This window comes from Pseudomonas sp. AC016, from assembly GCF_979253365.1.
Map to the genome: position 1 here is coordinate 5,431,236 of NZ_CEEDCC010000001.1, position 21,167 is coordinate 5,452,402.

General features: G+C 57.6%; 18 protein-coding genes. 10 read left to right on the forward strand and 8 right to left on the reverse strand.

The features are described from left to right. The first annotated feature begins 45 nt into the window (after window positions 1–45). Together AC0IXS_RS24445 and AC0IXS_RS24450 are read left to right on the forward strand one after the other, a co-directional pair. Window positions 46–2,139 carry a PAS domain-containing protein gene (locus AC0IXS_RS24445; protein ID WP_057410226.1) on the forward strand — a complete coding sequence of 698 codons (2,094 nt, stop codon included), beginning with the start codon at window positions 46–48 and terminating at the stop codon, window positions 2,137–2,139. A 269-nt stretch (window positions 2,140–2,408) separates the two neighbouring features. Further along, window positions 2,409–3,314 (forward strand): manganese catalase family protein, encoded by a 906-nt coding sequence (locus AC0IXS_RS24450; RefSeq protein WP_057410227.1) that lies wholly within the window; start codon window positions 2,409–2,411, stop codon window positions 3,312–3,314. Window positions 3,315–3,408: 94 nt separating this feature from the next. On the opposite strand, the gene AC0IXS_RS24455 is transcribed toward AC0IXS_RS24450, so the two are convergent. Both AC0IXS_RS24455 and katB read right to left on the reverse strand, forming a co-directional pair. Next, on the reverse strand, window positions 3,409–3,993 hold the full coding sequence (locus tag AC0IXS_RS24455) for an ankyrin repeat domain-containing protein (protein WP_122689535.1): 585 nt from the start codon (window positions 3,991–3,993) through the stop codon (window positions 3,409–3,411). Between the two features lie 66 nt (window positions 3,994–4,059). Continuing rightward, entirely contained in the window at window positions 4,060–5,565 is a 1,506-nt protein-coding gene (gene katB, locus AC0IXS_RS24460; protein WP_449117520.1) for a catalase KatB, read from the reverse strand. Between the two features lie 627 nt (window positions 5,566–6,192). Here katB and AC0IXS_RS24465 point away from each other — a divergent pair. The 3 genes from AC0IXS_RS24465 (at window position 6,193) to AC0IXS_RS24475 (ending at window position 9,865) form a co-directional block, all read left to right on the forward strand. Further along, window positions 6,193–6,906: a GNAT family N-acetyltransferase gene (locus tag AC0IXS_RS24465; RefSeq protein WP_122667828.1), complete on the forward strand. Its 714-nt coding sequence runs from the start codon at window positions 6,193–6,195 to the stop codon at window positions 6,904–6,906. Between the two features lie 182 nt (window positions 6,907–7,088). Then, window positions 7,089–8,729 (forward strand): methyl-accepting chemotaxis protein, encoded by a 1,641-nt coding sequence (locus AC0IXS_RS24470; RefSeq protein ID WP_057410230.1) that lies wholly within the window; start codon window positions 7,089–7,091, stop codon window positions 8,727–8,729. Window positions 8,730–9,010: 281 nt separating this feature from the next. Next, complete coding sequence (locus AC0IXS_RS24475; protein ID WP_057410256.1) at window positions 9,011–9,865, forward strand: CAP domain-containing protein; 855 nt, start codon at window positions 9,011–9,013, stop codon at window positions 9,863–9,865. 34 nt (window positions 9,866–9,899) lie between these two features. Here the strand turns inward: AC0IXS_RS24475 and AC0IXS_RS24480 are convergent, their stop codons facing one another. From AC0IXS_RS24480 to AC0IXS_RS24490, 3 genes are all read right to left on the reverse strand, one after another. Then, window positions 9,900–10,328, reverse strand: a complete 429-nt coding sequence (locus AC0IXS_RS24480) for a nuclear transport factor 2 family protein (protein WP_057410231.1) — start codon at window positions 10,326–10,328, stop codon at window positions 9,900–9,902. Window positions 10,329–10,531: 203 nt separating this feature from the next. Next, window positions 10,532–12,163, reverse strand: coding sequence for a methyl-accepting chemotaxis protein (locus AC0IXS_RS24485; RefSeq protein WP_057410232.1), 1,632 nt, complete (start codon window positions 12,161–12,163; stop codon window positions 10,532–10,534). Window positions 12,164–12,343: 180 nt separating this feature from the next. Continuing rightward, a complete protein-coding gene (locus tag AC0IXS_RS24490) occupies window positions 12,344–12,961 on the reverse strand; it encodes a TetR/AcrR family transcriptional regulator (protein ID WP_029243784.1) in 618 nt (205 codons plus the stop codon). 224 nt (window positions 12,962–13,185) lie between these two features. Between AC0IXS_RS24490 and AC0IXS_RS24495 the strand changes: the two genes are divergently transcribed. The 3 genes from AC0IXS_RS24495 to AC0IXS_RS24505 all read left to right on the forward strand — a co-directional run bounded on the left by AC0IXS_RS24495 (window position 13,186) and on the right by AC0IXS_RS24505 (window position 15,505). Continuing rightward, complete coding sequence (locus tag AC0IXS_RS24495; protein ID WP_025994572.1) at window positions 13,186–13,710, forward strand: DUF3237 domain-containing protein; 525 nt, start codon at window positions 13,186–13,188, stop codon at window positions 13,708–13,710. A gap of 596 nt (window positions 13,711–14,306) precedes the next feature. Continuing rightward, window positions 14,307–14,912, forward strand: coding sequence for a hypothetical protein (locus AC0IXS_RS24500; protein ID WP_025994571.1), 606 nt, complete (start codon window positions 14,307–14,309; stop codon window positions 14,910–14,912). A gap of 14 nt (window positions 14,913–14,926) precedes the next feature. Further along, window positions 14,927–15,505 (forward strand): hypothetical protein, encoded by a 579-nt coding sequence (locus AC0IXS_RS24505; RefSeq protein WP_122436247.1) that lies wholly within the window; start codon window positions 14,927–14,929, stop codon window positions 15,503–15,505. Window positions 15,506–15,544: 39 nt separating this feature from the next. Here the strand turns inward: AC0IXS_RS24505 and AC0IXS_RS24510 are convergent, their stop codons facing one another. From AC0IXS_RS24510 to AC0IXS_RS24520, 3 genes are all read right to left on the reverse strand, one after another. Next, window positions 15,545–17,617, reverse strand: a complete 2,073-nt coding sequence (locus AC0IXS_RS24510; RefSeq protein WP_471826295.1) for a TonB-dependent siderophore receptor — start codon at window positions 17,615–17,617, stop codon at window positions 15,545–15,547. A 141-nt stretch (window positions 17,618–17,758) separates the two neighbouring features. Continuing rightward, the gene (locus tag AC0IXS_RS24515) at window positions 17,759–18,199 is read right to left on the reverse strand and encodes a GNAT family acetyltransferase (RefSeq protein WP_191954363.1); all 441 of its coding nucleotides are present in this window, start codon (window positions 18,197–18,199) and stop codon (window positions 17,759–17,761) included. A gap of 95 nt (window positions 18,200–18,294) precedes the next feature. Continuing rightward, on the reverse strand, window positions 18,295–19,239 hold the full coding sequence (locus tag AC0IXS_RS24520; protein WP_163033353.1) for an alpha/beta hydrolase: 945 nt from the start codon (window positions 19,237–19,239) through the stop codon (window positions 18,295–18,297). Between the two features lie 439 nt (window positions 19,240–19,678). Here AC0IXS_RS24520 and AC0IXS_RS24525 point away from each other — a divergent pair, with 439 nt between their 5' ends. Both AC0IXS_RS24525 and AC0IXS_RS24530 read left to right on the forward strand, forming a co-directional pair. Then, the gene (locus AC0IXS_RS24525; protein ID WP_057410236.1) at window positions 19,679–20,161 is read left to right on the forward strand and encodes a GNAT family N-acetyltransferase; all 483 of its coding nucleotides are present in this window, start codon (window positions 19,679–19,681) and stop codon (window positions 20,159–20,161) included. Window positions 20,162–20,886: 725 nt separating this feature from the next. Then, window positions 20,887–21,165, forward strand: a complete 279-nt coding sequence (locus tag AC0IXS_RS24530) for a DUF1652 domain-containing protein (protein WP_004882673.1) — start codon at window positions 20,887–20,889, stop codon at window positions 21,163–21,165. The last annotated feature ends 2 nt before the right edge of the window (window positions 21,166–21,167 follow it).

Below are 21,167 nucleotides of genomic sequence, written 5' to 3' on the forward strand. Positions count from 1 at the left end.
TTGGATGGGGAAACGGCAACGACCATTCTTCCAGGTACAGCCGCTTTGACCCCGACCGAACTGCAACATCTTCAGAACCGCTTGAAGGCTCTGGAGGACGAAAATGCCCTGCTCAAGGAGCGTCTGAGCGTTAACGGTCGTGAGGCCGAGGATGCGCTGGCGCTGTCTCAGGAGCGCTACCGCTTTCTGTTCGACGCCATGGACGAAGGCTTTTGTGTCATCGAGTTTTTCGACGGCCCCCATGGCCCGCTCAGCGATTACATTCACATCGAAGCCAACCCGGCGTATGAATACCACGCGGGCATTCCCAACGTGGTCGGCAAGAAGCTGCGCGAGATGGTTCGCGAAGAGGCCGATGACTGGGTGAGGTTCTACGGTCAGGTGTTGGCGACCGGTGAGCCGATTCGTTTCGAACGTGAGCTTGAGGCAACCGGCCGCTATCTGGCATTGACGGCATTTCGCATCGAACCGGCCAGCCGCAAGCAGGTTGCGGTGCTGTTTCAGGACATCACCGCACGCAAACGTGCCGAGCGTGCGCTGCAACATCTCAATGAAACCCTTGAGGCCCGTGTTGTTGAAGCGGTGGCCGAGCGCAATGTACTCGCCGATGTGGTCAACGGCACCAACGCGTTCATTCATGTCATCGACTCCAATTATCGCTGGATCGCGATCAACGGCTCGGCATCACGCGAGTTCGAGCGGCTGTTCGGCGTAAGGCCCAAGGTCGGCGACAGCATGTTGGAGATGCTCAATGATCGGCCCGAAAGTCAGGCCGGTCTCCATCAGCGCTGGGCTCGTGCTCTGTCAGGCGAGGATTTCGCCATCAGCGTCAACTTCAGTGATTCCAATGACCCCTCCAGCCATTTCGAGATGCGCTACAGCAGCTTGCGCAATGCTGACGGCCAGCCGATCGGTGCCTATCTGTTTGCCTATGACGTCAGCGAGCGGCGCCGTGAGCAGGAGCGTCTGACCCAGGCCGAAGAAGCCTTGCGCCAGTCGCAGAAAATGGAGGCGGTCGGCCAGTTGACCGGTGGCATCGCTCACGATTTCAACAACCTGCTGACCGGGATCACCGGTTCGCTGGAGCTGCTCAAGAATCGTCTCAGCCAGGGACGTTTCACTGAAATCGACCGCTACGTGGCTGCCGCTCAGGACGCCTCCAAGCGCGCCGCCTCACTGACTCATCGCCTGCTGGCGTTCTCCAGACGGCAGACGCTGGACCCCAAGCCGGTCGATATCAATCGTCTGGTGGTGGGTATGGAAGAGTTGATTCGTCGCACCGTGGGGCCGCACATCACGGTGGAAGTCGTGACCTCGGTCGGATTATGGTCAACCTTCATCGATGCGCCACAGCTGGAAAACGCATTGCTGAACCTGTGCATCAATGCCCGGGACGCCATGCCGCGAGGCGGACGGATCACCATTGAAACTGCCAACAAATGGATCGACCAGCGAGGCTCCCAAAGCCGTGATCTTTCACCCGGACAGTACCTGTCGCTGTGTGTCAGCGACACCGGCACCGGGATGACGCCCGAGGTGATGAATCGCGCCTTCGATCCGTTCTTCACCACCAAGCCGCTGGGGCAGGGCACCGGCCTCGGGCTGTCGATGGTGTACGGCTTCGTGCGCCAGTCCGGCGGACAGGTGCGGATATATTCCGAACCGGATCAGGGCACCACGATGTGCCTCTACCTGCCGCGTCATTATGTGGGAGCACCGGAAGAGGTCGAGACCGTCGAGGCGTCGGAATCGCTGAGAACCCAGAGCCTGCGAACCGTGATGATCGTCGATGACGAGCCCACGATCCGTATGCTCGTGGCCGAAGTGCTCGAAGACCAGGGCTACATTCCCATTGAAGCGGGCGAGGGCGCATCGGCGCTCAAGGTGCTGGAATCCGACAAGCGCATCGACCTGCTGGTGACCGACGTGGGCTTGCCGGGCGGCATGAACGGCCGCCAGTTGGCCGACGCAGCTCGGGTCATCCGTCCTGACCTGAAGGTGCTGTTCATCACCGGTTATGCGGAAAACGCCATCATCGGCAATGGCCATCTGGATCCGGGCATGTGGGTGCTGACCAAGCCCTTCACCATGGAGGCACTTGCCAGCCGGATTTACGAAATGATCGAGCGCGACGACTGACTTCGCGATCTGCCGCTTTCCCGGCTCGCACGTTCCGGTCACTGTAAAGTTGCGGTGTCCGGAACGTTGCACCGTTGAGAAAACCTATGAAACCTTGGCACGCCAACCTTTCGTCGCGCGCGCATCGTTCTTTCGAATCTTTCTATCCGGTTGCTGCCTCTCAACCCTTGATGGTGATGATGTTCGCTAAGTCGTCGATCCGTCACTGACGGTCGTTAGCTGATTTTGCCCAAACAAAGCCATGCTTTACGCCTGAAAGGGGAGAAATCATGTTTCTTCACAATAAACGTTTGCAGTACACGGTTCGTGTCTCGGAGCCCAATCCGGGGCTGGCCAATCTGTTGCTGGAGCAGTTCGGAGGTGCCCAGGGCGAACTGGCCGCCGCCAGCCGCTACTTCACTCAAGCGCTGTCCGAAGATGATCCAGGCCGCAAGGATCTGCTGTTCGACATCGCGACCGAAGAACTGAGCCACCTGGAGGTGGTGGGGTCGATCATCGTCATGCTCAACAAGGGTGCCAAGGGCAAGATTGCCGAGGGCATCCAGGCCGAAGGTGAGTTGTATCGTGAGATCAACGGAGCGGGAAATGACTCGCACATCACCAGCGTGCTCTACGGCGCGGGCGCACCGCTGATCAACTCGGCCGGTGTGCCGTGGACGGCGGCCTACATCGATACCATCGGCGAGCCGACGGCCGATATGCGCTCCAACATTGCCGCCGAGGCGCGGGCCAAGATCGTCTATGAGCGCTTGATGAACGTGACCGATGACCCCGGCGTCAAGGACGCGCTCGGGTTTTTGATGACCCGTGAGATTGCCCACCAGCTCTCTTTCGAAAAAGCGCTGCACTCGATTCAGCCGAATTTCCCGCAGGGCAAGCTGCCAGGCATGCCGGAGTTCAGCCGCAAGTACTTCAACATGTCCAATGGCGACGCGAGTCCACGGGGGCCGTGGAACAGCGACGAGGACTTCGAGTACGTCGAGCATCCGCTCCCAGCCGTCGACGGTGGAGATGGAACGGCGTCGGTCATGCTCAGTGAGGATGATGAGGCCACGTTGATGATCATGAAGCAAAGGACGCAATCGGACCCTTCTGCAGAGGTACCGATCACGGGTGCAGAGCTGGGCTCGGGAGAGATGCCTGGCAAGCTGGGAAGTGGCAACGGTCAGGTCTGAGCAATCAGGTGAGGTTCGACAAAAACTGCTGTCCTGACGCGGATGGCAGTTTTTTCATCGAAAAAATTGCGGACGGCACGCCGATGTGTGCGCCTCAGCGGGTCGGCATCACCTGAAACTCACCTTTGGACAAGCCCTGCACGTCGTTACCCATGCTGTCGCGCAGGCTCAGGTCGGCACCCTTGTCGGTCAGTTCCTTGAGCACTTCGGTACGCTTGAACAGTGCCGCGTACATGGCGGCCGTCTGGCCAGCATTGTTGGTCAGGTTGGCTCCGCAATCGGCCTGCACGAGGCGTTTGGCGATGCTCAACTCACCCTTGAAAATCGCACCCATCAGGGCGGTATTGCCGCGTTTGTCCTTGGCGCAAGGGTCGGCACCCGCGTCGATCAGGCGTACGACAGAACCCTCATGACCGTGATATGCCGCGAGAATAAGGCCGGTATAGCCTTGTTCGTCTCGGACATTGAGGTCGTAATGCGCTTCGATGAAGGTGTCCAGCATCGGATTGTTGCCTTCACGCGACGCATCGAAGAACAGGGTGCGCAACTGGCTGGCAGTCTGCTCGGCGGTCAGGTTCTGGGCGGGTGTCGATTGGACGGGGTCAGGTTGGGCGGGCACGGGTTGCTCGGCATGAGCAACGGCAGTCAACAGCAGCAGTCCGTAAAGAAGGGTTTTCACTGGCGTTCTCCTGGTCTGGCCTGAACCGCCCCGGCCTTCAAAGCGCCGGGGCGGGACATCAGGTCATCAGTCTTTGAGGCTGGCAGCCAACGATTTGACTTTGCCCAGATCGCCCTTGGCCACTTCGGTTACCCGAGTGCCGTAGGTTGGATCGGCCTTGTACAGGTACGACAGCATGATGTTCTTGCTTTCGGTATCGGTGTCGGCCAGCGACTCGCCGAAGCTCTGGACCAGGTCGGTCTGCTCTTTCGGGGTGTAAGAACGATACAGATCACCGGCCTGCTTGAAGTTCTGCTCGCGCGTGATCTTCGCCTGCTGGGTGGTGCCGCTGATTGGCAGCTGGCTGTAGCGTGCGCTGTCCACGGATGGACGCGGTTCCAGACGGCTTGGCTCGTAGTTGACGCCGCTGGTGGTGTGGCCGGAGTTCATCGCGCCATCCTGGTTGCCATTGTTGACGGCGACTTTAGGCTGGTTGACCGGCAGGCTCAGGCCGTTGGCGCCCAGGCGATACATCTGGGTGTCGGCATAAGAGAACACGCGACCTTGCAGCAGGCGGTCTTCGGACGGCTCGATGCCAGGCACCAGGTTGGCCGGGGCCATGGCGACCTGCTCGGTTTCCTGGAAGAAGTTATCGACGTTCTTGTTCAAGACCATCTGACCGATTTTCTTCTCGGGGACGTCAGGCCAGATTTTGGTGGCGTCCAGTGGATCGAAGTCGAACTTGGCCAGCTCTTCAGGCTTGAGCACCTGAATGTAGAGGTCCCATTTCGGGAAATCGCCTTTCTTGATCGCGCCGACCAGATCGTTGGTCAGGTGGCTGTAATCCTTGGACTGGACCTTGGCGACTTCGTCCGGATCAAGATTCTTGATGCCTTGCAGGGTTTTCCAGTGGAACTTGACGTAATGCACTTCGCCCTTGGCGTTGACCAGTTTGTAGGCGTGCACACCGTTGCCGTCCATGAAACGGTAGCCGGCTGGCGTCCCTTCGTTGGAGTAGAGCAGGGTCAGGGTGCGGGTAGCTTCAGGCACGTGGGAGAAGAAGTCGAAACGACGCGAGTCGTTGTCCAGGTTGGTGCGTGGATCAGGTTTGAAGGCATGCACCATGTCCGGGAACTTGATGGCATCGCGGATGAAGAAGGTCGGGAAGTTGTTGCCTACCAGGTCCCAGTTACCGTCTGCCGTGTAGAACTTGGTCGCGAAGCCGTGCGGGTCGCGCAGGGTTTCAGGCGAGTGGTTGCCGTGCACTACGGAAGAGAAACGTACGAAGACCGGGGTTTTTTCGCCGGACTTGAAAACGTTCGCCTTGCTCAGGTCGCTGATGTCGGCCGATGCGGTGAACTCGCCTTTCACGCCGGTACCACGGGCATGTACGACACGCTCCGGGATGCGTTCGCGGTCGAAACGCTGCAGTTTCTGCAGCAGTTGAACATCCTGCAGCAGCACCGGGCCCTGGGCACCTGCTGTCTGGGAATTCTGGTTGTCCCCGACCGCCGCGCCATTGTCGCGGGTCAGGGTGTCGGCTGCGTAGGCGGCCGGAATGCTGATAAGGCCGACTGCTGTTAAACGAACCATGTTTCTGGACCAGTTTAATAACGGCATTTTGAATCCCTCATATTTTTTTAGTAGGCGGGGCCATGTTATGCGCGCGGGAGAAAAGTGGGCGATTATAAAAATCAATCGGGGTGATTGAGATAAATACTTGTGCCCGAATGGAACCGAGTGCCTGGTTGTCTTGAAAGTAGTGTTGGTCGTTTAAAGGATAGTGGCATTAAAGATTAATTCATGTAGTTCAGTGGCTTTATATTGAGCTGCTAATACTATAACTCAATGATATGTATGAATTTATCGAATGTTATGGTGCCACCATACGCTGCATTTCAGAAGGTAGGTTTTTAGTTAATGAAAACCAGTCGCATTATTCATGAATAAGGATTCTTTCGTTAAACTTCAAGTTTTAGAACGAGCGTCCCAGAGTAATGAGCGTTTATTGTTTGGAGTGGTGGCTCATTGATGTTGGTTTTTCATGTGCGCAGCGCGCACTAAGAAATAAGCTGTAACAGTTCTGTCGGTAATAACTAAATCAGACGTTGGCGCGGAAACTCCGATTGAAGCTCTCCGGTTCGGCTCATGACACCCTGCCGGGTTATCATGTCGCGCCACCTGCCTCAGGCAAGCCTCACCCTCGGAGCCAGACGTTCAATGTCCACTGTCATGCTGTTGCAAAGCCCGCCGCCGGAATTCATTCGAAGCCAGATCCAGCAGATGGTGGTCGATTACGTCACCGATATCAGTCTGGTTGCCATCTCGCCGAGCAATCCGCTGTACAACCTCTATCAGTACGGGGTCGGTTACGAGGTGCATCTTTACCTCAATGCAATGGACGGCTCCGGCAGCATGGCCGTCGAACTGATCGTGGCGCTGGATGACGAGGACCCGGAAAAGGTGCTGGGTTTTCTGCTGTATCTGCCTGTGCAGGGCGATCCGGAAGCGTGCGCGGTGACTTACCTTGCAGTCAGGGAAAGCCATCGCGGTCAGGGCATCGCGCGCTCGATGCTGGAGAAGATGGTCGGCCGATACCCGCACGCAGAGTTGTACTGCGTGGTCGACAAGGTGCCGTATTTCGAGTCACTGGGCTTTCAGGTGTTGGGCGCGCGCGGCCCGCACGTGATCATGAACACCCGTGATCACGGTACCGAAGGGTTGCTCGCAGTGATGGACATCGCGCCGATCTACAGCTCGGTGGAAGTGCGGCAGATTCACGCCTACCTGCTCAAACAGCACGGAGACAAGGCGATGGCTGATGCCGAGAAAGAACGGGACCGACGCCTTGACCGGATGACGCAGGAAGCGAAGGCCTTTGTCGAGCAGCATCGAGGACAGCATGGGACACAGCAGCCGATTCTGCTTCACTGATCATCAACCACCAGCGTCTGGCGGGGCCCGAATGAGTGTTTCGCAGCATCTTATGTCGTTGTGTAATTAATTTTTTGGCGTGTTGAACGTTTGCGAGATAGGTGAAGTCACTATGACATCACTGCTGAGTGCTAAATCATTTCAGCGTAGCCGTCATCCCTCATCTCGCAACGGTCCACCCTATGAATATCCTGCGTCAGTTCAAGTTTTCGACCAAGCTTCTCTCGGCGTTCATCATCTGTGCGCTTATTACACTGGCTGTGGGTGGGTTGGGCATGGCAGGTGTGACCCGTCTGGGCAATGCGCTGGAACAAACGTTTTCCAACAACCTGGTTTCGGTTGGCAACACCAATGAAACGCTGACCAGCATGACCGCCCATAACCGTGGTTTGTATCGCCTGCTGGATGCTCAGGACGGTGGCGTATCGGAAACCGACAAGGAGCGTGTTCGTCAGGCTCTGGCCGATGACCTGGCTCGTGCCCAGAAGGTGTTTGCCGCTTACCGCGCGACGCCGCTTGAAGACGACGAGCGTGTCGCAGGTGATCAGCTTGAGCAGATGTTGCCTGCCTACATTGCAGGTTCGCAGCAAGTGATCGAGATGATGAGGGCCGGTGACCTGCAGAACGCCAGGACTCGCCTCAACGACCTGTCTACCGAAGGGTTTGTGAAAATTCGCGCTTATCTGCGCACCATCATCGATTCCAACAACCGCCAGATCAAGGAAGGCGCTGTAGCGGCTGCGGAGCTGAGAAACAAGTCCGTGATGATGCTGGAAATCGGCGTCTTGATCGCGTTCATCGTGGCGATTCTGCTGGGCATCTTCATCACCCGCATGATCACTCGTCCGTTGGCAGTGGCCGTAGTCAGCGCGCAGCGCATCGCTGGCGGTGACCTGACCCAGCCGATCGTGTCTACCAGTAGCGATGAGGCCGGGCTGTTGCTCGACGCCCTGTCGAATATGCAGGACGGCTTGAAAGGCACGATTCAACAGATCGCCAGTGCTTCTGATCAGTTGGCTTCGGCGGCAGAAGAACTCAGCGCTGTCACCAACGAGAGCACCCGTGGGCTGACGCGTCAGAACGACGAAATCCAGCAGGCAGCGACTGCCGTCAATCAGATGACGGCCGCGGTTGAAGAAGTGGCGCGCAACGCTGTGTCGACTTCTGAAGCCTCGAAGACCGCAACCGAAGATGCTGTCGATGGTCGCGGTCAGGTGGATCACACCGTCAAGGGCATCACCACCATGGTGCATGAGATCACCGAGTCGACCGAGGCGGTTTCCGAGCTGGCCGGGCATGTGCGCGAGATCAGCAAGGTGCTGGACGTGATCCGCAGCATTGCCGAACAGACCAACCTGCTGGCACTCAACGCGGCCATCGAAGCGGCACGAGCAGGTGAACAGGGGCGCGGTTTTGCGGTGGTGGCCGACGAGGTACGCGCGCTGGCTCATCGCACCCAAGCGTCGACCGTGGAGATCGAAGGCATGATCAGCACCGTGCAGTCGGGTGCCGACGGCGCCGTGGCAGCCATGGGCAAGAGCCTTTCACTGGCCACCAATACCCAGGAACAGGCCCTGCGCGCCGGTTCTGCGTTGGAAAAGATCACTCAGGGTGTCGCGACCATCAACGAGCGCAATCTGGTGATCGCCTCGGCGTCGGAAGAACAGGCCCAGGTGGCCCGCGAAGTGGACCGCAACCTGCTGAACATTCAGGATCTCTCGACCCAGAGCGCGGCCGGTGCCGACCAGACCAATGCATCGAGTCAGGAGCTGTCGCGTCTGGCGACGTCCTTCAATGGCATGGTGGCGAAGTTCAAGCTCTGAGGAGGCCGCGCGCATAACCTGCTGCTGACACGCAATACTCAATGTGGGAGGCTGCTTGCCGGCGATGCGTTTTTTCAGTCGACCTATCTGTGACTGGAATGACGCCATCGCCGGCAAGCCGCCTCCCACAATTGGATTCGCTGCCAGAACACCACCCTTCCAGCCAGCATGGTTCTTTGCCTGCCTGCTCGTGACAATCCCGGCGCCACGCGCAAAAAGCAGTTGCATCTCACCGGGTCAGGTCGCGCATGATAGGCGCACTCAATCCGTCGGAGATTTTCATGGGGTCCATCACGTCCTTCCTGCGCGTAGCGGTACTGTCACTCGGGGTGCTTGTCGCCCAGTCGGCTCTGGCCTCTGACGAGACGCAACTGATCGACTCGCTCAATGCCTGGCGCGGTCAGGTGCAGCGCTGTGGTGATCAGGTGTCCATGGAACTGCCGCCGCTGGTCATTGATCCGCGTCTGATTCTGCCCGCCAGTGGCGGGGTGGACCTGCAGCAGGCACTGTCGCGCGCGTCCTATCCGATGGTCACCGTGCAGGCCATCAGCCTTTCCGGGCCGCGTGATGCGGCGTCGGCGCTGAAGGCCGTGCAGGAAAGCTTCTGCAAGGTTGTGCTCGATCCGCAGTTCATCGATATCGGCGTGAGCCGCGAAGGGCAGGATTGGCGCATTGTGCTGGCGCGCTCACTGGTCGCGGCGCGTCTGGGAGACTGGCAGGCCGAAGGTCAGAAGGTTCTGGAAATGATCAACGTCGCTCGCACTGCGCCACGCCAATGCGGGACACAGGCGTTTCCTGCCACCACACCGCTGGCCTGGAACGCTACGCTGGGCACGGCGGCTCAGGCTCATTCCCAGTCCATGGCCAACAACAATTTCTTCGATCACAAGGACCGGGAAGGGCGCATGCCCGGTGATCGGGCGGAGCTGGCTGGCTACATCGGTCAGCAGGTGGGCGAAAACATCGCTGCCGGTCAGGATACTGCACGCAAGGTGGTGGATGGCTGGCTGGCAAGCCCCGGACATTGCGCGAATCTGATGAATGCCGGTTTCCGTGAACTGGGGGCGGCTTATGCAACCGATCCCAAGAGCGATGCAGGCATCTACTGGACCGCAATGTTCGGCACGCAGCAGTGAAAGCCTTCACTTGCTGCGTGCGTGTAGCTGACGTTTAGAAGCGGAACGCCTGACGGCCAATCAGCAACCACTGGCCGTTCTGCTTTTGCCAGATCTGGAAGTTCTCGATTTCGGTCGGCACCACTTTGCCACTGTTCACGGCCTGGGCCGAGAAGTGGTTGCGCACCAGCGCGACATCGCCAGACATGGTGATCTTCTGGTTGAGCATTTTCAGGTCATTGAAGGCGCTCTTGCCGGTTTCGATGTCGGCAATGAATGCCTGCTTGTCCTGGATGTTGCCGCTGGAGTGTCCGTAGGTGAGGTTGTTGGCGGTCAGCGCCTGAAGCTGCGCTATGTCCTTGTGCCACATGGCCTGGGTCAGCTTGTCCACCGCCTGAGCCACATCAGCCTCATCCGATGGTGCGGCGACGACGTAGCCAGTGAACATGCAGACAAACCCTACGAGCAGTTTGAGCTTTCTCATGTGCATTCCTTTTTATTGTCATTGTTGGGTGGCCAGAACATGCGCTCGGCATGACCTGATAGACAGCATATTCGTCTGTCGTCGTACAACTTAGACGAGGGCCGTATTTCTGACAAGTAAAGGCTGCTTGCAGACTGAACGATGAGCAGGAAGAGGCTGGAGCGAGGGGAGAGGCCGGGAACCAGGTTCCCGGCCAAAGGAGGTCAGGCGACGCGGAACTGTTTGGTCAGGCGGCTGAGGTCAGCGGCCAGCTTGGTCAGTTCAGCTGTGGCTATGGCGGTCTGGCTGGAGCCTTCGGAGGTCTGGCTGGACAGGTCGCGAATGCTGACCAGACTGCGGTCCACTTCACGCGCCACTTGAGCCTGTTGCTCGGCCGCGGTGGCGATCATCAGGTTGCGTTCGTTGATCTGGCTGATGGACTCGGTGATGTCGAGCAGCGCCTTGCCTGCGCCATTGGCCATGTCCAGAGTCTTCTGAGCCTGGAAGCTGGTCTGCTCCATGGCGGTCACCGCATTGCCGGTGCCGGATTGAATCGAACTGACCATCTGCTCGATCTCCCGGGTCGACTGCTGGGTGCGGTGAGCAAGCGCGCGCACTTCATCCGCAACCACCGCAAAGCCTCGACCGGCCTCACCGGCGCGCGCGGCTTCGATGGCAGCGTTGAGCGCCAGCAGGTTGGTCTGTTCAGCGATTGCGCGGATCACGTCCAGCACTTTGCTGATATCGGTTGCCATGACCGCCAGACCCTGGACCTCTGTCGAGGTAACCTGAACCTTGGACACCATCAGGTTGATCGCCGAAACCGTTTCATCGACCTGAGCACGTCCAGCCATGGCTGCCGTGCTGGATTGTGATGTCACTTGCGAGGCGGAGGCCGCGTTGCTGGCCACTTCCTCGACCGCAGCGCTCATCTCGTTGACCGCCGTTGCAGCCATTTCAATTTCATTGCTCTGACGCAGGATGGTGCGCGATGCGTCCTCGGTCACGGCATGCATTTCTTCGGAGGTGGCTGCCAGTTGAGTCGACGAGTCGCCGATCAGGGTCAGCGCACTGCGCAGATTGGTCTGCATGGTCGCCAGTGCGGCGATCAGCTTGGCCGCTTCGTCGCTGCCTTCGACCGTGATGTTCTTGCTCAAGTCGTTGGCTGCGATGCGTTCGGCTATTTTCAGTGATTCGCCAATGGGACCAGTCAGGCTGCGGGTATAGAGCCAGGCGAGAAACAGCGTGGTAGCGACGCCCACGGCGATGAAAATTCCGACCAGCCATAGGGTCTGACTGTAAGCCGATTCAGCGGTGTCACCGGCTCTTTCGGCTTTCTGGTCGTTGATGCCGATCAGGTTCTTGAGTGAGGCTTCAACTTGGTCCGCGGCACTTTTCATCTCGTTGTTCGATATGGCGACAGCGGTGTCCAGATCACCTGCCGCGACAGAGGCCAGATAACGGTCCTGATTGACCTGATAGTCGGCGTTGGCCTTGTTAAGCGCGTCGAAGGCTTCGCGCCCTTTGGGGGTGACGATCAGTTTGCTCAGTGAGTTCGAATAGTCGGCGATCAGGACTCGCGATTGTTTGATGTCGCTCAAGGCCTTGGTCCGACGATCCTGCGGCTCCAGCGGATTGCGCAGGCGGGCGTTGTTGCCCCGGATACCGACAAATTCACGGTCCAGCATACCGAGCAGTTTCACGCTGGGCAGCACGTTGGTTTCGATGAATTTTTCCGCTTCGTTGAGAATCGCGGCTTGTCGCAACGACAGCAGTCCCAGGGCGACAATCATGAGGCAGAACAAACCGAAGCATAAAGCCGAGCGAGGTGCGAGGTTGAGTTTGCGCAAAAACATGTGCCTTCTCCATGGGTGATTAGAAAGCCTATCGTCTGCATGGAGCTTTTCTTGATGACAAGTGCAATATAAAGCGCCCCGCGCATCGATAAAGCCCAGTGGCTGGAGATGCGCGGTCTCTGAAAAAAGATCGTCTGAAGCGTCAGGCAGAGGGGCAATCAGTTATACGTGGCGGGCAGCTCAGCGTTGGCCCATGCCCAGCAGAAAGGTTTCGACCGCCCGATCTACCATGGTGCGAATCTGCTCGCAGCTCAGTGGCTGCGGGCTTTGCTGATAGAGTCGGATTTCGGTTTCTGCGGTCAGCAGCGAAGTCAGTTGAAGTGCTGCAAGGTCAGGGTCGATTTTGCGAAGTTGTCCGTTCTGCATGGCCTGGGCCATTAGAGTGGAGATGGTTTGCATGCACTGGCGTGGCCCGGATTCATAGAACATCATGCCGATTTCAGATCGACCCGACTCGGCGACCACCATGCGATACACGTCCAGCGCTGTGTTGTCGTTGATCAGCATTGCCAGCATTCGCTCGCCAAAACGGCTGAGCAATCCCCTGAGGTCAAGAGCCTTTTCGCTGTAGGTCGCAAGTTCTGATACCGCCTCTGCCAGGTGAGCCGTGGCATGCCGATTCACAACGGCGATGAAGAGATCTTCTTTTGATGGGAAGTAGCTGTAGATCGTTGCCTTGGAACCGCCCATTCGTTTGGTGACTTCGTTCATCGACGTGCGCTCGTAGCCCATTTCGAGGAAAACGCTGGCTGCCGCATCAATGATGGCTTCACGGCGAGCTTCGGTACGCACCTTCATTTAAATCCTCAATCCTTCAGGGAATCTTCGTTTGCCTGTGTAACGCAAATTAACATGGACTAAAACTGAACCGTTCGGTACGATTTATTTCGTCTCCGTGGAGCTTACTGGAAACGCCGCTTCAAATAAACGCTGCCGCATCAATGCCGAGCCGGCAGATGCCTGAGCCCCAAAGCTTCTGGCCCCGACTACCGTGTTGACCGAATCGTGGAGTGAGCAGACCTGTGAACATCATCGACTTCAAGAAGCCTCGCAATCCGTCCGTTCGTGAAGTGGCGACCGTAAGGGCACCGCTGCTGGAGAAAGTCCTGTCGATTACCGTGAGGACGGACGCGCCTACGCTCATGGGAATCTGCAGCGATGGCCTGCGCAGCAACAGCTCGATCATCGGTGGCGAGTTCGAAGGTGAGAGCATTCGGGGTTCGGTGCTGCCTGGCGGCAGTGATTTCTTTGTCGAGTTATCGAGCGAACTTGCCTTTTTCAATGCACGTTTCACGTTGCGAACCCGGACGGGCGAGTTGATCAATGTCGAGAACAAAGGGGTTCTTGTCATGGACGAAGTCGGGCAGGAGCAGCTTCAGAACGGGGTATGGCCCATTTCCGACGGGCACTATCAATGCACCTGCACACCGCAGTTTCAGGTGCCACTAGGGCCGAACGACTGGCTGGAGAAAAGCGTGTTCATCGGCAAGGTCGACTACCTGTTCTATAACGAGAAGGTGATGAATATCTACCGGATCAGGTACTGATCAGGTTCTCGTATCGGGTCGTCTTCACCCACTCCGAGTGAATGCATACCCCCGTCGAGACGGTTCGTCGACGATGGCGTCCCTTCAGTCACCGATATGTCGTTTCACAAAACGCATCGCCGGCAAGCCGCTTCTTATCAAACAACCTGTAACCCACTGAAGGAACTCGATTTTGTGGGAGCGGACCGGGCGGCGTTCCGTTTGTCCGCGAAAAGGCCAGTACATCCGACGCATATGCAGTGGCTGAAATACTGCATTCGCGGACAAGTCCGCTCCCACCAAGTTTGCTGCGCGACAGCGCTACGTCGAAGACGTAGTGGCGCCTCCCACAGCCCCTGATTGCAGCAAAACTTATGTATAACCATGAGTGGCCAGCCCAAGGTGCAGCTCCCACTTTTTCATCCCTTTGCCTTTCTCCGTCCTGCGCCGTCTCTTTGCCGTAGAAGAACAGGCACGCCTGAAATAAATTGGTTACAATCCTGGCCTCGATAGCATAGTGCTATCTCTGCTTGCATGCCATGGACCGGCAACGCCCGTGGCATGCCATCAATATTTGCTTCGGGTGCCGCCTGGTGCGACACCTTCAAGGACGTTAAATGAACAAGCTGCAGTACGCCGCCATCGCATTGATGGGGTTGGTGTTGACCGGGTGTGTCTCCTTCGTGCCCGCAGGGCCCATTGGCCTTCCGGCCAAGGCCGTCGAGAATACGTTGCCGGTCGGGGCAATGATCAAGGATGTGAAGATCACTGATCCGGCCATCGATGAACTTCAGAAGCGAAACATCAGTTCACAGCTCACGGCGCAGATCGGCGCGCACGTCGAGCGTGGCGAGTATTTCCAGAAGATGATCGTTTTCCCGGCGAAGCTGGGTGAAAAGGATGTCGAACTGGCCTTCAATTTCACTTCCCTCAAAGGCAAGCGCACGCCACACCCGGCTTATTTCCCCGGCGCTCTGCTAACGCTGACGATCTGGATCTGGGTCAACGGTCCGATCTACGTCGATACCTATGATCTGGCGGCGGAACTGCGGATCAACGACAGCCATGGCAAGCAGTTGGCGCTGTCGCAAAAGACATTCAAGCGCGACGTGAACACCGGGCTCTGGGACCGCGATTATTTCAATCCTTCAATGGGGGCCAATCAACTGACTGAACTGGTCGAAACGCTGCTTGTAGATGCCACTGGCCAATTGCCTCGTTGAAAGGGATATTTCGAATGAACAAGTTTTTGATGCTGTTGGCTGTGCTGTTTTCACTGTCGTTGCAAGGTTGCATGACTTATTCGCACCATGAGTTGGCGCAGGCTTCGCAATGGCCCCCGGCAGCGCCCGTCAAGGCCAAGCCGGCGGCGTACCTCAAGGTGCAGGCCGAATATGCGTTGAACGAAGATCGCGCCAATAGCGGCACCAACATCGCTGCGCTGGAAAAGTTGTTGAAAGAAGAGCTGCAGGGCAGTCAGCGTTTCAGCAAAGTGAGCGTCGAGCGTGAGCCCTCCGATCTCTACGTCACGGCAACCCTGCGCAATCACGAGGAGGGCAGCCTTGGCCTGGCATTTCTGACCGGCTTCACGTTCTTCCTGATCCCCAACAAGGTCGACAACACCCTGTCGCTGGAGCTTACCTTCCGCGATGGCGAGGGCAAGAAACTGGGGCAGGTCAGCAAGCAGGAAAAACTCACCACCTGGATGCACCTGGTGCTGATCTTTGCCCTGCCGTTCAATGAGTCGAGCGACAAGGTCATCAGGGATCTGGCGCGCAGCGCGCTTGAAGACGCCGCAGGTAAAGGTCTTATCTGAGCAAGCTGAAGGGCTGGAACTGTTCCAGCCCCTTCAACATCAGAAGGTGACGCTGGCGCTGAGCCGCGCGGTGCGCGGTTCACCCACGTTGACCTGCAACTGGCTGCCGGTACTGGATGGGTAATACTGCTTGTCGAACAGGTTGTCCACGTTCAACTGCAGGCGGGTCTTGTAACCGGCCATCGGCACATCCCAGCGCAGAAAAGCATCGGCCACGGTGTAGCTGCTCATGTAGAACGAGTTGGCGTCATCCCCGGCGCGCTCACCTACGTAGCGTGCGCCGCCACCGGCATGCCAGTCGCCCAGACCCGAAGGCACCTGCAGGTGATGCGTGAGGTACAGGCTTGCGGTGTGCTTTGGTGCCTGGCTCAGGCGATTGCTTTCGTTGCTCGGGTCGTCCAGCACTTCGGTGTGGGTGTAGGCGTAGGTACCGATCATGTCCCAGCGCTCGGCGATACGACCGGTCACATCCAGCTCCACGCCTCTTGAACCGACCTTGCCGGCCGCCTCGCTGACACCCGTCACGCCGGTCGGGGTGACGACGTTCTTCTTCTCGATATCGAACACCGCCATGTTGAAGTCCAGGCCTGGCGCGAGCGCATATTTGGCCCCGACTTCATAGCTGCGACCTTCTTCCGGATCGAAGGTGGTGCCGTCGTCGTTCACGTCTTGGTTGGGCACGAACGAGCGGCTGTAGTTGCCGTACAGCGACAGGTCTTCGTTGACCTTGAACACCAGCCCGGCCATTGGCAGGAACACGTCATCATTCTTGTCCAGATTCACAGCCCGGCTGGCACCGAGGCCTTGGGCGATGTACTGGTCATAATGCTGGTAGCGTCCGCCGAGTACCAGAATCCAGCGGTCATTCAGGTGCCAGTTGTCTTTTACATAGAGCGAAGACGAGGTCAGTTGATTGCTCAGGTTGCTGGTCGGCTGGCTGACCACGCTCGGTTCAGCGAGGCTGCCGTACACCGGATTGAAGATGTTGAAACCATTCTGTGCGGTGTTTCGGTACGTCTTGCCCCGAAACTTGTCGGAGTCTTCCTGCTCGGCACCGATCAGCAGGTCATGCTCCTGCCCCAGAAATTGCTGCTTGCCGATGAAATCCCAACTGGCGTAACGCGTTTCATAATCGTAATGCCCGCCGTTGGCCTGGCGGCGCAGGACGCCGGTGCTGGACAAGGTGCTCGGTTGCGCGATGGAAAGGCTGTAGCGGTCGTTGTTCCAGCCATAGGTCAGGCGGGTCTTCCAGTCATCGCTGAGCTGGTATTCAAAACGCGCAGTTGCGGTTTCGCTGATGCCGACGGTGTTGGCCCATTTCTCGTCCAGGCGCTTGTTGTAGCTGATATCGGCTGGATGACCACCGCTGAAAACGGTGCCACGATCGAACGGGCTGACGTAATCGTTGTACTCGTAAGCCAGCGTTAGGCTTGCACGTTCGCCGGTCCAGGACAGGGAAGGAGCAATCAGCGTGTGCTGATCAACGCCGTAGTTGCGCCAGTAATCTTCGCTCTGACGTTCGGCAACCAGACGATAGGCCAGACCGCTGTCGCCCAGCGGGCCGGTGGTATCCACGCCGAAACTGCCGCCACCTTCGCTGAACGCCGAACCGCTCAACGTTGTGCTTTGCACGTACTGCGGCTGTTTGCTGATCACGTTGATCACGCCGCCCGGTTCCATCGCGCCGTACAGCAGTGAAGCCGGGCCTTTGAGCACTTCGACCCGGTCAGTGGTCGCACTGAAGTTCTTCGACACCACCGAGCGCACGCCATCACGCAGGATCGAGCCGTCGTCATTGGTCCCGAAGCCGCGCTTGACCAGCGAGTCCTTGGTGTTGCCTAGCGTATTGCCCTGACTGACGCCACTGACGAACTTCATGGCGTCGTCCAGCGAGCGTACGTTGTAATCGGCAATGGTCTGAGGTGTCACCACATTCACCGACTGAGCTTCTTCCTTGAGCGGCACGTCACTCTTGCTGGCGGTACTGGCGCTGCTTGCGCTGTAGCCTTCCTCGCTCTGGGTGGCGGCCGATACTTGCGTCGCGGGCAGTGTTGCTGCGCCTGCGGCATGTGCCGTACCGCCAGACCATACTGCCAGGGAAATTGCGGACAGCAAAAAGGGACCGGGGCGGCGAGGGCGATGGAAGGTGCTCAAAAGGAAGTGCTCTGTCAGGATGTTAATAGCAATAATTGTAATTTGATATTAATTCTCATGTAAATGAGGGAATTGTCTGACGTACTTTGTATTGAGCTCCTACGCTTTTGTGTCGGGATCAAAAGGGATCCGCTTGCCCATGCTGATCAGAGGTTCCTGAACGTATCCCAGCGACTGATAGAAAGCCTGCACCCCTTCATTGCTGGTACGAATCTGCAGATTGATCTTGAGGCAGCCAAGCTCGATCAACGCCTGTTCTGCATGCCTGATCAAGGCAGTTCCCAGCCCGCGTCCACGCTGAGCGGGATCGACCGCAACCAAGTAGAGCCAGCCCCGGTGGCCGTCATAGCCCGCCAGCAGTGTGCCAGCCAGACGGCTTTCAACGATGACCACAAAGAACAGCCGGTCTTGCGCGGTCAGCTTCATGTCGATCGACAGATCCGGGCGGTTGTGCGGTGCGTCGTCGTTGAATACGGTTGTCCACAGATCGATGACCGCCTGACGGTGCTGGTCGTCCGAATACTCGATAACGCGATGCATGGCGCACTCCTGAAATGCGGAACGCCGACGCTAGCGCCTGCCGCCACTGCTGTCTATCGGTCCATGTGTGCCGTATGCAGGTTTTTCGTCGGGCTTCAGCCTGCGTGTTTCTGCATGTCGCCCTTTTTACTGACCTGAGGCAATGACGAGGGCGTTTTCAGTAAGGTCTGTATGGCCTGACTGTACGCCTTGCTGCCCAGCCGCATGCTGTTGTTGTGCGTGCCGCCGGGCACCAGCAACAGGTTCTTCGGCTCTCGGGCGGCCTCGAACAATTCTTTGCTGAAACGGGCCGGGACATAGCGATCATCGGTGCCATGCACGATCAGCACGGGCATGTGAATATCGGCGATCTTGTCGACTGAATCGAATTTCTGCGACAACAGCCAGCGCACCGGCAGCGAAGTGTTGGCGATCGCGGTGGCGACGTCTGCCAGGTTGGTGAAGGTGGACTCGATGATAAGCCCGCGTGCTGCCACTGGCGTCTCGTCCTTCTCTGCTTCACGGCCCAGTTCCGCAGCCAGGTCCACTGCGACCGCTCCGCCGAGTGAATGACCATAGATCACCCGACGTTGCGGGTCCGGCTGCAGTTGCTTGAGGCGTTCCCAGGCAATGCGTGCATCCTCATAGACGGTCTTTTCGGAGGGCAACTGGCCCATGCTCTGGCCAAAGCCCCGGTAATCGATGGCCAGAATTGAAAACCCCAGCGCCCTGAGCTGTTCGATGCGGAACAACTGGCCCGTCAGGTTCCAGCGTGAGCCGTGCAGATACAACACTGCCGGTGCGTCCTTGCGTGGCGCAGGCCACCACCATGCATGAATGTTCTGCGAGGTGCCGAAATCGGCAGCCTTGAGATCCAGCTCCTGAACATCGGAGGGCAGGCCGCTGTACCAGCTGGCGGTGCCCGGCTCTATGCGGAACACCAGTTCGCGCTCCTTATGCTCCAGCACCGCGCAGCCGACTGGCAGGCCGATGATGATCGCGACCATGCATAACCATCTGAAAGGCCGTGCCTTGAAACGGTCGAGGGAGAAAGAGGGCATGAGGAATGTGTTCCGGTAAACAAAATGAAATAAATGCCGTTTCCGTCCAGGCGTTGCAATAGCCGAGGGGAAATATCGGTTACAGGATATTGCGCCTTTGGGCGTTTGATCGAAAAGGACCGCGACATGATGTTCGCCTTGAGCGGGGAGACGACCTTGCAAGACGTTTCCCCTCGGCGCGATCTGCTGATAGCGACAGATCACCTCACGATCCTGAACGCCCCGTTTATTCAGAGACTTGCGCCAGCCAGCTTCAGGGCGACGCGACAATCAGGCGTTTTTAGTCCGGTTTGGTATTGAATTAGCCCTTTTTGATAGCCCCGGATTATGCTGTAGGCGCAAGGGCGCTGTATTTCTGTCGCCTGGAGGCGCCGAAATCACAGTTTCATGGCTAACCTGCTCTGTAGGTTCTTCAATTTCTTCAAGAGGTTACCGCTCAATGTTTCTACATCGCCCCCTGGAAGAAAAAGACATTCCGATCGTCTGCGAGCTGCCCCAGAATGCCGACGAGTTGTTCTACATGTTCCCCCGGGCTACTTATCCCTTTACTCCTGCCCAGTTGGTGGACGCGCTGGAAACCCGTTACGACTCAACCGTGATCGAAATGGATGGCGAAGTGGTGGGTTACGCGAACTTCTCCCGCTGTGATTTTCGCGGTCGCTGTGCGCTGGGTAACGTCATCATCGCTCCCAAGGCCAGGGCAAGAGGCGTGGGACGCTTTATGATCAGTTGCATGATGGACATTGCCTTCGACAAGCACGAAGCCACCGAGCTCATCGCATCCTGCTACAACCATAACGTTCCGGGCCTGCTGTTCTATCCGCGTATGGGGTTCCGTCCTTATGCCATTGAAGAACGACGTGACAAGCAAGGTGCACGGGTTGCGGTGATCCATTTCCGTCTGCCCCGATCCGTGGAGTGACGCCTGATACTGATCGTGCTCATCGCTCTGCGTGGGCATGCCTCCCGTGACGCTCCGCGTCACAAATGGCACAGATTGCGGATTCAGTGAGCCGAGCGCATGACGTGGATAACGCTGGAGCTTGGGCGCGCATCTGCGCCACATTCAAGAGCGGACGCGGAGCGTCCTGGGAGGCATTCCCACGCGGAGCGTAGGAACGATCAGCGTGATCTCAGGCACGTCGATCATGCCATGCATCCCGTGACGCTCCGCGTCACAAGTGGCACAGACTGCGGATTCAGTGAGGCGAGCGCATGGCTCAAGTTACCCCTTGGTGACGCACGTCGAGTGCAAGCCGCCTGCACGGTCAGAAAAGCGTGCTTGAGGTGTTTCATAAGTGAACAGGCATAATCGGTTTGGTGACCGTTCGTCACTCCGTGATCATGTCAAAACCTGCGCAATATCCCTTTAATGACGCAGATCATGTCTTTCGCCGCTTGAACGCCTACAGTGAATCGTTTTTTCTAACGTTAGTTACAAATAAACACAGTTGTCGCGGCAAGGCGTGATCTACGCTGCACATTGCCGAGTCGATAGAGGCTGGCGTATAAAGAGTGTCAAGGATCAAGTAAGTGGCGACAATTAATTGGCAGGCAAGGGTGTGCCTGGTTTCAGTTAATTGATTATAAATAGCGGCAGTAATCTGCTGGAGTCCGGCAGCGCTTACACAATAAGGAGATAGAAAAATGATCGCGAGTGGACTGTCTACTCTGGAACTGCGCAGTATCGTCGAAAGTGCATTTTTACCGTTGCGTTGTACCTGTACGATTGCACCGGATTATTCCATGACGGTGCAGGTCAACGACCCGGATTCAGGCCGGGTTGAATTGCTGGTAACCGGTATCTCTGCGCACAGGTTGAAAAGCCTTCGCGACATATCGAATCTTGTCTCGGAACTGCGCAGCGAGTTGCGTGACGAGCCCAACCACCACGGTATCCGGCAGAAGCAATACCGTACGGCCTGATC